Here is a 12,590-nt window from a genome sequence, read left to right as displayed (position 1 = left end):
GGAATTTTAATTGGGTTTATTCAAGAATTATGAAAGCACCGGTGCAGGAATATCCAAAGATGCACCAAAGAAAAAGGGCTTTGCTCTTTTCTGGGATATATTTTGCAGAAAATTCTGGAAGCTTATTGAGATAAATTTTATATATATGATTTTCTTTCTGCCGCTTCTGTTTATTTTCCCTGCACTCAGCCTTTTCAAGAACCACTATTATGCTGCGATGACAAGCAGTGTTTTGCTTATTCTTGTTTTTATGGTACTTATAGGACCTGCGACTGCGGGTATGACAAAGATTATGCGAAAGTTTGTAATAAACAAACATTCATTTATAATGCAGGATTTTTTCAAGGGCTTTAAAGAGAATTTCAAAAAGTCAGTAATTATAGGATTTCTGGACTGTCTTGTTGTGATCTCAGCTTATGCAGCACTTAATGTTTATCCTGTTCTTGCAGTTCAGCAGTCAAAAGCAATGTATATACCTCTGGTTATAACATTCAGTCTTTTCCTTGTCATCATAATGATGAACCATTATATATACCTTATGCTGACAGCAACTAATCTTTCCATGAAGAATCTTTTCAAGAACTCATTTGCACTTGCTTTTGTAGCAATGAAGCAGAATTTACTCGTATTTATAATTGGAGTGGCTCTTATTGCACTTATGGTGGTCCTCTTTATATATTTTATGCCTGTTTTCTTTCTGCTGATCGCGTTTTTCCCAGCTGCACTCATATGTCTGATAAACTGCTTCGTATGTTATCCTGTTATACAGAAATATGTTATCAATCCTTATTATACAAGTATTGGTGAAATAAACCCTGAGCTTTTAGATGATACTCCAACTGAAGAAGAGCGTATTTTCGAGGATATGGGCGGTAAGGAAAAGCCTGTGGAGAAGCGAAAAAAGGGAAAAGGAAAGAGAATTTCATAAAAATAGCGGTGCTTTTTTGCACCGTTTTATTTTTTGTGTGATATTTCATCATTGATATCCGTTATATATATGAAGTACTTCAACAGCACAAGGAAGTGAACCAATGACTACAGAACAAATGGCAGAACTATACGATAAATATAAAAATGCAGTATATCGAATGGCGTTTGCGTACTGTAAGAATAAAGCTGATGCGGAAGATATCATGCAGGAGACGTTCATAAAGCTTTTTACCGCAGATATAAGGTTTGAAGACTCTGACAAGGAAAAAAGCTGGTTACTGAAAGTAACTGTAAACAAATGCAAGGATATGTTTCGTTCACTTAGGTATAAGTATTCATTGACTGCCATTCCTCTTGAGGAAGCTTCATTGGTATATGAAACTCCCGAAGAGAGTGAAGTATACCATGCAGTTATGTCACTTCCTACAAAATACAGACTTGTTATACATTTATATTATTACGAGGATTATTCCATAAAGGAGATCGGCGCGATAACGGGAAAGAACGAATCCGCTGTGCAGACTCAGCTTTACCGTGCAAGAAGGAAGCTGAAAAATATCCTCGGAAAGGAGCTCCGAATATGAATATAAACGATTATAAAAAAGTTACAGATCGCTTGGAGCCTGATGAGCGATGCAGGAAAGAGGTACTTGGTATGAATAAAGGTGAGAACAAAATAAAGCAAAACATAAATGAATTTGATGAAAAGGTAAGCGGTGTTGAAGTCAAGCACGGACATAGCGCAATGAAATATATCAGCATCGCAGCAGCCTTTGTACTTGTTGCAGGCGGTATAGGAACAACGAGCTACTTTATGCACAGGAACGGCGGTTCACAGTTTACTGATACAGTCGAGGAAGAAACAACAGCAGAAGATACAGAGGCAGCAACAGAAGAAGTGACCGAGATCGTTACCGAGGAAGTCAATACGCCTGTAGACAGCGATTATGAAGCTATCGCGCAGGATCTTACTGACAAATATCTTGAAAGTACAAATGTAATGTATTTTGGCAATGTTGAATTTGATATAAATGACAGTATAACATTCTATACCTATGACAGTACAGATGATTACTGGTCTGATAATTACGGCGGAGAGCGTACATTCTACAAGGTAACAGATGAACGTTTCAACAGTTGTCAGGATATCTACGAGAACTATAAAAAGGATATTACCTCTGCTCCGATAAAAAATACAGAATATACAATGCCTGAAAGCTATCTTGATGCACAAGTGATAGATGGTATGTCATCAATTACCAGCTGGCTTGGTCGCGATGTTAGTAAATTTGAAGATGGCAGCAGAGTTGATCTCAGACCTTACCATGATGAAGAAATAGAGGTTGATGAGGAAGCCTTTTCGATCAATAATGCTATATATGTTGAATATAAGGGCGGTCTTTATGTATCAAAATGGTCAGTAGATTTTGATTCAGCTCCTTACTATGGAAACGGAAAGCATAAAAACGTGGCGGTTTATACAACAGAACCTGAAATAAAGGAAGAAAACGGTGATACTTTTACAGTTTCACGTTTTAGCAGCAGCGGTAATTATAATGAAAAATTCACCTACGGAGACGAAGAAATATTTACATTTACTTTAGAAAATGACGAATGGAAGATAAGCTCCGTAAGCTTAGGTGTTCGTCCTGAATACGATTCAGCTATAGCAATTCAGAATTATCTTGAGAAGAAATCTGAATATAACGATATTAATATAGGTTGTGATACAGAAAAGAGTACTGGTTTAGGTATTGGACATATTATGAATAATCTTGAAGTACTTGATTATAACAAGGAAACAAAGATATGCAAGGTACACGCTGTTCTACATGATACACAGGGTGTTGATGCAATTGATATGACAGCAGATGTAAATGTTAATCCAAACGGAAATCTGGCTGTTATTTCAGCAGATATTACAAGACTCAAAGAATATGACAGTTCGTTAGACCGTCAGGGAATTCTTTACGCAAACTAAACAGAATATAAAAAAATCCCCTTGAACTTTATTCGTTCAAGGGGATTTTTTTATGTAACCATAATCAAGCATCTGCATAAGATATAAGCAGGGGATATCATACGTTTACAATATTTGTGATTACATCGCCTTCGGGAGTTATGTCGATATGTCCGAATGAAGGCTTTAAGCCATCACGTGGGATAGAAGCACTGCCGGGATTAAGTATGTAAAGTCCGTTTTCATAGCTTTGATAGCGCACATGAGTATGTCCGAAGAGGATAATATCGCAGCCATTGGTAAGTGCAAGTGACTTGAGCCTTTCCAGTGAACCGCCTACACCGTATAAATGACCGTGTGTGGCAAAAATTTTATGTTCCATAGCAGGAAGAATAAAGAAGTCTTCGCTCAGGCTGTCAAAGTCGCAGTTTCCTGCAACATGGATTATCTTAGGAGCTAATTTCTGATGACTGAGGATAAAATTGTCAAGCTCGTGTTCGCCGTCACCAAGGTGTATTATCCAGTCTGCATCGGTATTACGCATGATAACGTTTTCAAGAGCAAAAGAATTTCCATGAGTATCAGATATAACAACAATACGCAATGCTATCCCTCCAATAAAGAAGTTGTTAACCTATTATAACATAAATCTATCAATAAAGCAATATTTACCAAAAAATTATTCATATGAAAAAAGTATGGCGTAAATATGTATAAAAAATGAAGGATATGACATAAAGTACAGAATAAACAAATATAATTTATTGAATAAATTATAAGGAGGCAAATATGAACAGCAATATTGATCCTAAAAAGATCTCAGGACTTCTCAATGCTGTGAGCAAAAAGATAGGAGTTCCGCCTGAAAAGCTGCGATCGGAGCTTGAAGAAGGAAAATTTGACAGTGCATTATCTGCAATGAACAGGAACGATGCAGCTAAATTCAGACAGGCTGTTAATAATCCGAAGCTTGTGGAAAGAATGATGAGTACACCGCAGGCAAAAGCGCTATATGAGAAATTATCAGGTGAAAAAAAGTAATAGGAGCTTACTATGGACGATCTGATGAGCAGGATAAACGAACTGCTTTCCGATGAAGAAAGTGTAAGGCAGTTATCAGAGCTGGCACAGATGATTAATTTCGAAAATACAGAGGATTCAGAAAATAAAAATTCCGACGAAACAACCGAGGATCAGCCTGATTTAAGTTCTATAATCAAGCTGACGGGACTTATAAGTGCAGCGTCACAGCAGGATAAAAATGCTGAGCTTTTGCTTGCGCTTAAACCTCATCTTGGGACAGAAAAGCAAAAAAGAGTTGATAAAGCCATAAAGCTTCTCAAACTGCTTGCAATATGGAATATAGCTAAGGATAGCGGACTATTGCAGGAGATTATTTGAAGTAACGGAGGTGAGTCAATGGCAGTATATGATCTTAATAAGCCGAGAAGAGGTAATGAAAAACTGTACAGAGGCGTTTACAGAAATTCTGCCGCTGACTTGCCTCCTCGAAACAGATGCGAAGATATATGCAGGAAAGAGCAAGAAACTGTTATAGATGATATAAAGCCTAAAAATGAAAAAAAGCTTTTGGACAGACTTGTTGACGAGTTCTTTGAGGGCGGTGTAGACAGTGACAAGCTTCTCATTGCTGCATTGCTATATATTCTTATAAAAGAAGGTGCAGATATAAAACTAATAATCGCACTGGGATATATACTAATGTAAGAGGTAAAATATGGATACTGAAATGATATTCAGAGCACTGTGTGGCGCAGTGATCGTAATAATGATGATATACTATTATAAAAGAGAAAAAAGGCTGCTTTCATTGTTAACTGGAGTGATAACAGGCGGAGCTGCTTTATTTATCGTAAATAAATACGGTATGATGATAGGAGTAGATATACCTCTTAATTTATTTAATATGTTTGGAAGTCTTGTGTTGGGAGTTCCTTTTGTTGTTTTTATTGTAATAATGAAGTTTTTGTAAAAATCGAGTTCTATTTCACAAAAACTGTTGAAAATTTATAATTTTTATGGTAAAATATGTGTATAGGAGGTGGATACATGAACATCATTGATATTATTAACAAAACTAAAAAATCTCAAGAACTTACAGAAGAAGAAATAAGCTGGCTCGTAAAGAACTATACAGACGGAGAAATACCTGATTATCAGATGTCAGCATGGCTTATGGCGGTATGTCTTAACGGACTTACTGAAAAAGAAACCTTTGCCTTGACAGCAGCTATGCGTGACAGCGGAGATGTTCTTAAACTGGATATCCCCTTTACAGCGGACAAGCACAGTACAGGAGGCGTTGGTGACAAGACGTCACTGATAATAGGTCCTATCGTTGCAGCCTGCGGCGTATGCGTTGCCAAAATGTCGGGACGCGGACTCGGACATACAGGCGGTACTATAGACAAGCTTGAAAGCATCGAGGGCTACAGGACTGATCTTCCCATAAGTGAATTTGAGAATATACTTAAAACTACAGGTTTTTCCATTATTTCTCAAACAGGTGATCTGTGTCCTGCCGATAAGAAGATGTATGCTTTAAGAAACGCAACAGGTACAGTTGACAGTATACCGCTGATCTGCGCAAGTATTATGAGCAAAAAGCTTGCCATGAATGCAGATGTTCTGGTACTTGATGTAAAGTACGGCTCGGGTGCATTTATGAAAACCAAAGAAGATGCCGAAAAACTTGCATCACTTATGGAAAAAGTCGGACGTTCGGCAGGTAAAAAGTGCAGGGCGATAGTAACTGATATGAATGTACCTCTTGGAAAGAATATAGGAAATGCCCTTGAAGTCAAGGAAGCAATAGAGCTTTTGCAGGGAAAGTCAAAGGGCAAGCTTTACGATACCTGTATCGAGCTTGCGGCAGCAATGCTTGAGCTTTCAGGAAAAGGAACTGAGTGCGAATGTCGGAAACTGGCTGAGGAGGCTGTTTCCTCAGGAAAAGCACTTGATATACTCCGTGAAACAATAAAGCTTCATGGTGGTAATGAAAAGGTCTGCGATGATACTTCACTGCTTCCAAAGCCTCTTCTCAAGTACGAGATAAGAGCAACTAAGGATATGGTGATAAAAGGTTTTGACTGTGAAGAGCTGGGGATGACTTCACTTCTTCTTGGTGCAGGAAGACTCACCAAAGATGATAAGCTCGATATGAGTGCAGGAATTGTCATGAACTGCGATATCGGCGATCATGTTTCGGCAGATAGTGTTATAATGACATTATATTCAACAGTATGCAGCGACTTTTCGGACGCCGCTGTACGTGCGCTCAATGCAGTAAGATTTAAAATCACAGAAAAACCGAGTTATACTTGACTCTGCGTTTTTACTGTGATAAAATAAGAATATAAATTTATATACAGGAGGTCATTGTTATGGGTTTTGTTGATTCAGTAAAAGGTTTTGCCGGCAAAGTAGGCGAGTCGGTTGAGCGCGGAGCTAAAACAGTATCCAGCAATTCAAAAAAATTTGCAGAAAAAAACAAGGTAAAACGTGATATTGCGCATATCGAAGCAGACATCAATGCTGATTACATAGAGCTTGGTAAAGCTTTATTTGAAAAGATAGGCAATGATCCTGAGAGCGAATATGCATCTACTATCACTGACATCAAGGAAAAAAATGATAAGCTTAATGATCTTAAAGCTGTTCTCATGTCTCTTGAAGATAAAATGTTCTGCGTCAACTGCGGCGCACAGATCAGTAAAGATCAGCTCTTCTGCGATAAATGCGGTACTAAAGTGAATGAAAATGACACAGTAGAAACTGTTGAGGCAGAAGTTGTTGAAGAGCCCACTGAAGAAGTTTTCACTTCTGATGAGGCTAAGGATTGATAACAAAGGCACATCATAATATGATGTGCCTTTGTTTATGCAAAGTGCTGTAAAAAGTGTATTTCAATTTGGTTAATAAAACATAGAAATAGTATTTACTTTTTCACTTTTTTGTGATAAAATATAGATAGTTTATTGCTTTGCAGCTTTTTGACTTTTAAATGCAAAAGTCATTATTTCATGCAAGCAGAAAGGATCATAATAATGCCTATAACAGAATTACTTGAAAAAAACGCAAAGTTATACGGTAACGACGTTGCTCTCGTTGAGGTAAATCCCGAGATAACCGAAGTAAGACGTATAACATGGAAAGAATATGAACTTATAGAACCAAATCCCGAATGTCATTACAGACGAGAGATAACATGGAAGGTCTTTGACGAAAAGGCTAACCGTTTTGCCAATATGCTTCTTGAAAGAGGAGTAAAAAAAGGCGATAAAGTCGGAATACTTCTTATGAACTGTCTTGAATGGCTCCCGATATATTTCGGAATACTCAAAGCAGGTGCTATGGCTGTACCGCTTAATTTCAGATATACTGCCGATGAGATAAAATACTGTCTTGATCTTGCAGAAGTTGATATCCTTATGTTTGGGCCGGAGTTTATCGGAAGAATAGAGGAGATAGCAGACGAGATAAGCAAAAACAGACTTTTATTCTATGTTGGTGAAGGATGTCCTTCATTTGCCGAGCATTATGACAGCCTTGTTGCTAACTGTACAAGTATAGCTCCTGATGTAAAAATATCAGATGACGACAATGCTGCAATATACTTCTCGTCAGGAACTACAGGTTTCCCGAAGGCTATACTGCACGATCACACAAGCCTGATGCATTCAGCTAAGGTCGAGCAGAATCATCACGGTCAGACAAGAGATGATGTTTTCCTCTGCATACCGCCTCTTTATCATACGGGAGCAAAAATGCACTGGTTCGGAAGCCTTTACTCGGGAAGTAAGGCTGTTCTCCTTAAGGGTGTAAAGCCAAAGTCAATAATAGAAACTGTTTCCAATGAAGGCTGTACGATAGTATGGCTTCTTGTTCCGTGGGCACAGGATATACTTGATGCCATCGACCGTGGAGAGATAGAGCTTGACAAATATGATCTTGATCAGTGGAGACTTATGCATATAGGTGCTCAGCCCGTTCCTCCATCGCTTATTTCGCGTTGGAAAAAGGTATTTCCTAAGCATCAGTATGACACAAATTACGGTCTCAGCGAGTCTATCGGACCAGGCTGTGTTCATCTCGGAGTTGAGAATATACACAAAGTCGGCGCAATAGGAAAAGCAGGCTTCGGCTGGGAAGTCAGAATAGCTGATGAAAACGGTAAAGAAGTCGAGCGCGGACAGGTAGGCGAGCTTCTTGTTAAAGGTCCGGGAGTTATGAAATGCTACTACCGTGATGAAAAGGCAACTGCCGAAACATTGAAGGACGGCTGGCTTTATACAGGTGATATGGCTCAGGAAGATGAAGATGGATTTATTTACCTTGTAGACCGTAAAAAAGATGTTATCATCAGCGGCGGCGAAAACCTTTATCCTGTTCAGATTGAGGACTTCCTCAGAAGCCATCCTGCTATCAAGGACGTTGCTGTTATAGGACTCCCTGACAAGAGACTCGGTGAAATAGCCGCAGCTATCATATCAATAAAGGAAGATCACAGCTGTACAGAAGAGGAAATAACTGCATTCTGTCAGAAGCTTCCGAGATACAAGAGACCTCATAAGATCATCTTTGCAGATGTTCCGAGAAATCCTACAGGAAAGATCGAAAAGCCAAAGCTTCGTTCAATTTACTGTGGAGAAAGTCTTGTTGCAACACAAATAAAAAACTGATCAAAAGAGCAGCGAAAGCTGCTCTTTTTTATTCAACACACAGATTTCGACAAAATACGTCATAAGACGACGAAATATACTATAACATAATTAGGAAAAATATGTTATAATTAATATGTACCCAATAAATTCCATCAATAGTTTTTTGATGACAATTGGGAAGCGAGATTTTTTGATTATAAAGAAATTTTTCGCATCAAATTTCATTGTGTCATGCTCGATTCACATTTTAGTTGAAAAACAGCATATATAAAACTGTTTTAGTTTTTGAGCAGACATTAACGTATACACTCGAAAGGACGTATTTAACATTGAAACAAAGTGTTGAAGGGGTAATAGTAAAAACATTACTTAATCTTGGTATTTCTCCCAATATTAAAGGCTATCGCTATTTACGTGAGGGCATTTTCATTTGTGTTACTTCGGACAATAAAAATATCTCATTCAATAAGGATATCTATATGAAGATAGCTAAGGAGTATAACACTACAGAAGCATCAATAGAAAGAGCAGTAAGACACGCTATAAAAACAGGTTGGCACAGACATAATAACGATCTTGCAGAATTGATATTTATGAATACATTACAGAGCACTAATGATATACCGACTAATTCTGTATTTATATCTACTGTTGCTGAATGGATACGCATAACTATGAAAGAGAATGAAGAAGATAGCAGTTCAGATTGAACTGCTTTTTCTTTTGTATGTCATATATTGTTACTTTTTTGTGTATTTATGACAAAACACTTGCATTTTAGAGAAATAATTGATATAATGTTATTATTAATTCTGATATTGCGAGGTAATCATTATGAAAAGAGTACTTGACTGGAATAAATACATCGAAAAAGCTGTACAGACTGTTGCAGAGGGTATTGTCATGCTCGAAAACAATAACGCTCTTCCACTCGGAGTTGATGATGCTGTTTCGGTATTCGGACGTATTCAGCTCCATTACTATAAAAGCGGAACAGGCTCAGGAGGTATGGTAAATGTTTCAAAGGTTACCGGCATAGTTGACGGACTCATTGAGGCAGGAGTAAATATTGATCAGGAACTTCTCGGAATTTATCGCAAATGGGACGAAGAAAATCCATTCGATCAGGGAAGCGGTTGGGGCGGAGAACCGTGGTCACAGAAAGAAATGCCTCTTGATGACGATGTTGTAAAGAAAGCTGCTTCTTCAAGTAATAAAGCTATCGTTATAATTGGCAGAACGGCAGGAGAAGAGCAGGATGCACGTATTGAAGCAGGTTCATACCTCCTTACAGATAACGAAAAGGATATGCTGAAAAAAGTGCGAAAGCATTTCAATAAAGTCATAGTTCTGCTCAATGTAGGCGGACTTATTGACTTACAGGATATACTTGACTGCAAGCCTGACGCATTATTATATGTATGGCAGGGCGGTATGACAGGTGGCACCGGTACAGCAGATGTTCTTACAGGAAAAGTAAGTCCGTCAGGCAAACTTCCTGATACTATTGCTTATAAAGTGACTGATTATCCGTCGGATAAGTATTTCGGCGACAAGAAATGCGATCGTTATACGGAGGATATTTTTGTAGGATATCGCTGGTTCGAGACTTTTGCAAAGGACAGAGTTCTTTATCCTTTCGGTTACGGACTTTCATACACTACTTTTGATATTTCATTTGATAAAGCTGAACGCACAGGAAATGAAATTATTGTTACAGTTAAAGTAAAAAATACAGGTAATTATAAGGGCAAGGAAGTAGTGCAGGTATATTGTGAAGCTCCACAAGGTAAGCTTGGAAAAGCTTCAAGAGTACTTTGCGGTTTTACAAAAACATCTGAACTTGCACCAAATGAGACTGAGACTGTAACGTTAAAGATATCAAAACGTGATATTGCATCTTATGATGACAGTGGAATAACAGGTAATCGTTTCTGCTGGCTGCTTGAAAGTGGAAGTTACAAATTCTATATTGGAAACGATGTAAGAAGCCCAGAATTAGCGTACAGCTTTAATATTACTGAAGATCAGATTATTGAAAAATGCTCGCAGGCTCTTGCTCCTGTTATAGAATTTGAGCGTTTTAAAGCTTGTGAAAAAAATAATAGTATCGTTTATTGTATGGAAAATGTCCCTGTAAGTGAAGTTGATGAAGCAAAACGTATTGCTGAGCGTATTCCTAAGGAGATCGAGTATACAGGAGATAAAGGAATAAAGCTTGCAGATGTTCTGAGCGGGAAGAAATCAATGAATGATTTTATCGCTCAGCTCAGCGACTACGATTTGTCATGCATCATCAGAGGTGAAGGAATGGGAAGTCCGCGCGTAACAGCGGGTACTGCATCCGCATTTGGCGGCGTTTCCAATTCACTTACTGCTTTGGGCGTACCTGCCGGCTGTTGTTCCGATGGACCGTCTGGAATGAGACTTGACTGCGGAACTAAAGCTTTTAGCCTGCCCAATGGAACACTTATTGCATCAACATTCAACACTGAGCTTGCAAAAGAGCTTTTTGAATTCACGGGAACAGAGATGATAGCAAACAAGGTAGATTGTCTGCTTGGTCCCGGAATGAATATACATCGTCACCCCCTGAACGGAAGAAATTTCGAGTATTTCTCGGAAGATCCTTTCCTTACAGGCAAAATGGCTGCTTCCGAATTAAAGGGACTGCATAAAGTCGGTGTAACAGGAACGATCAAGCATTTCTGTGCCAACAATCAGGAAACAAATCGTCATTTCGTTGATTCTGTAGTTTCTGAACGTGCGCTCAGAGAGATATATCTGAAAGGCTTTGAGATAGCAGTCAAAGAGGGAAACGCCGATTCAATTATGACTACTTACGGTGCTATAAACGGTTTGTGGACAGCAGGCAACTATGACCTTAATACGATAATCCTCCGAGAGGAATGGGGCTTTGATGGATTTACCATGACCGACTGGTGGGCAAATGTAAATTACAGAGGCGGAGAGCCAAAAAGAAATTTCTATGCACCTATGGCAAAAGCTCAGAATGATGTATACATGGTATGCTCTGACAGTTCTTGTGTAGACGAGGATATCGAAAACGCATTGAAGGACGGCACGCTCACAAGAGCGGAGCTTCAGCGAAATGCAGCTAATATTCTGAATTTCATTTTGCATACTCACGCTATGAAGCGAATTATCGGTGATGAAGATACAGTTGAGATAATCAATCGCGGTTCTGATTCGGGCGAATCAGATGAACCTGTGGTATTTTACGATCTTGTCAAGACTCTTAAAATCGACCTTTCTGATGTTAAATGTGTCAAGGGAACAAATCATTCATTTGCTCTTACAGTTGATACCGAGGGCTTCTTTAAAATGACGATCACAGCTTCTTCAGAACAAAGTCCGCTTGCACAGATACCTGTAACTGTGTTCGCTATGGGTACGGCAGTAGGTACTTTTACATGGAACGGTACAAACGGAAAGCCTGTATCGTTTTCACTTGAACTGCCTATTTTCTCAAGATTTACAGCGATCAGACTGTATTTCGCTCAGAACGGACTTGACCTTCACAGTGTTGAATTTGAACTTACGAAAACAGTTGATAATATGGATATAGCATTTGCTTCGGAGGATAAATAATGAATATACAGATATTCGGTACAAAAAAGTGTTTTGACACAAAAAAAGCAGAAAGATACTTCAAGGAGCGCGGTATCAAATATCAATTTATAGATATGAACGAAAAAGGTATGAGCCGCGGTGAGTTCAACAGTATAAAGCAGGCTTTGGGCGGTACAGATAATCTGCTTAATGAAAACAGCAAGGATAAAGAACTTTTGACGCTTCTTAATTATCTTTCAGATGAAGATAAAGAAGAGAAAATACTTGAAAATCCACAAATAATCAAAACTCCTGTAGTCAGAAACGGTAAAAATGCCACCTTGGGTTATTGCCCTGATATATGGAAAAACTGGGAATAATATTGTTAAATAATAAAAATATATTCAAAAACATAAAAAATTGACAAAAGGGTAGTGCATTTC

14 protein-coding genes are annotated in these 12,590 nt (G+C 38.4%); 13 read left to right on the top strand and 1 reads right to left on the bottom strand.

The window, feature by feature from the left end; genetic code table 11:
• Nucleotides 1-10 precede the first annotated feature (10 nt).
• From L870_RS0101815 to L870_RS0101805, 3 genes are all read left to right on the top strand, one after another.
• Entirely contained in the window at nucleotides 11-928 is a 918-nt protein-coding gene (locus L870_RS0101815; protein ID WP_028516668.1) for a YesL family protein, read from the top strand.
• A gap of 103 nt (nucleotides 929-1,031) precedes the next feature.
• Nucleotides 1,032-1,514, top strand: coding sequence for an RNA polymerase sigma factor (locus L870_RS0101810; protein WP_028516667.1), 483 nt, complete (start codon nucleotides 1,032-1,034; stop codon nucleotides 1,512-1,514).
• Nucleotides 1,511-2,911, top strand: a complete 1,401-nt coding sequence (locus L870_RS0101805) for a hypothetical protein (protein WP_028516666.1) — start codon at nucleotides 1,511-1,513, stop codon at nucleotides 2,909-2,911. Before L870_RS0101810 ends, L870_RS0101805 begins: the two co-directional genes overlap by 4 nt.
• A 97-nt stretch (nucleotides 2,912-3,008) precedes the next feature.
• Here L870_RS0101805 and L870_RS0101800 read toward each other — a convergent pair whose 3' ends face one another.
• On the bottom strand, nucleotides 3,009-3,494 hold the full coding sequence (locus L870_RS0101800) for a metallophosphoesterase family protein (RefSeq protein WP_028516665.1): 486 nt from the start codon (nucleotides 3,492-3,494) through the stop codon (nucleotides 3,009-3,011).
• 185 nt (nucleotides 3,495-3,679) lie between these two features.
• Between L870_RS0101800 and L870_RS0101795 the strand changes: the two genes are divergently transcribed.
• From L870_RS0101795 to L870_RS0101750, 10 genes are all read left to right on the top strand, one after another.
• Nucleotides 3,680-3,931, top strand: a complete 252-nt coding sequence (locus tag L870_RS0101795; RefSeq protein ID WP_028516664.1) for a hypothetical protein — start codon at nucleotides 3,680-3,682, stop codon at nucleotides 3,929-3,931.
• Nucleotides 3,932-3,943: 12 nt separating this feature from the next.
• A complete protein-coding gene (locus L870_RS0101790; RefSeq protein ID WP_028516663.1) occupies nucleotides 3,944-4,291 on the top strand; it encodes a hypothetical protein in 348 nt (115 codons plus the stop codon).
• A gap of 18 nt (nucleotides 4,292-4,309) precedes the next feature.
• Entirely contained in the window at nucleotides 4,310-4,618 is a 309-nt protein-coding gene (locus tag L870_RS0101785) for a hypothetical protein (RefSeq protein ID WP_028516662.1), read from the top strand.
• A 10-nt stretch (nucleotides 4,619-4,628) separates the two neighbouring features.
• Nucleotides 4,629-4,883, top strand: a complete 255-nt coding sequence (locus L870_RS0101780) for a pro-sigmaK processing inhibitor BofA family protein (protein WP_028516661.1) — start codon at nucleotides 4,629-4,631, stop codon at nucleotides 4,881-4,883.
• Between the two features lie 77 nt (nucleotides 4,884-4,960).
• Nucleotides 4,961-6,235: a thymidine phosphorylase gene (locus L870_RS16315; protein ID WP_037270746.1), complete on the top strand. Its 1,275-nt coding sequence runs from the start codon at nucleotides 4,961-4,963 to the stop codon at nucleotides 6,233-6,235.
• Between the two features lie 59 nt (nucleotides 6,236-6,294).
• Nucleotides 6,295-6,753: a zinc ribbon domain-containing protein gene (locus L870_RS0101770; protein ID WP_028516660.1), complete on the top strand. Its 459-nt coding sequence runs from the start codon at nucleotides 6,295-6,297 to the stop codon at nucleotides 6,751-6,753.
• Nucleotides 6,754-6,957: 204 nt separating this feature from the next.
• Complete coding sequence (locus L870_RS0101765; RefSeq protein WP_028516659.1) at nucleotides 6,958-8,592, top strand: class I adenylate-forming enzyme family protein; 1,635 nt, start codon at nucleotides 6,958-6,960, stop codon at nucleotides 8,590-8,592.
• A gap of 311 nt (nucleotides 8,593-8,903) precedes the next feature.
• Nucleotides 8,904-9,284: a sporulation initiation factor Spo0A C-terminal domain-containing protein gene (locus tag L870_RS16310; protein ID WP_051411335.1), complete on the top strand. Its 381-nt coding sequence runs from the start codon at nucleotides 8,904-8,906 to the stop codon at nucleotides 9,282-9,284.
• A 124-nt stretch (nucleotides 9,285-9,408) separates the two neighbouring features.
• Entirely contained in the window at nucleotides 9,409-12,186 is a 2,778-nt protein-coding gene (locus L870_RS0101755; protein ID WP_028516658.1) for a glycoside hydrolase family 3 protein, read from the top strand.
• Nucleotides 12,186-12,527, top strand: a complete 342-nt coding sequence (locus tag L870_RS0101750) for an arsenate reductase family protein (RefSeq protein ID WP_028516657.1) — start codon at nucleotides 12,186-12,188, stop codon at nucleotides 12,525-12,527. The genes L870_RS0101755 and L870_RS0101750 overlap by 1 nt, the downstream gene beginning before the upstream one ends.
• Nucleotides 12,528-12,590: the final 63 nt, after the last annotated feature.

Origin of the sequence: Ruminococcus flavefaciens ATCC 19208, assembly GCF_000518765.1 — a bacterium.
Taxonomy (GTDB): domain Bacteria; phylum Bacillota; class Clostridia; order Oscillospirales; family Ruminococcaceae; genus Ruminococcus; species Ruminococcus flavefaciens.
The sequence above is the reverse complement of the archived record's forward strand: the minus strand, read 5'-3'. Positions and strand labels throughout refer to the sequence as shown.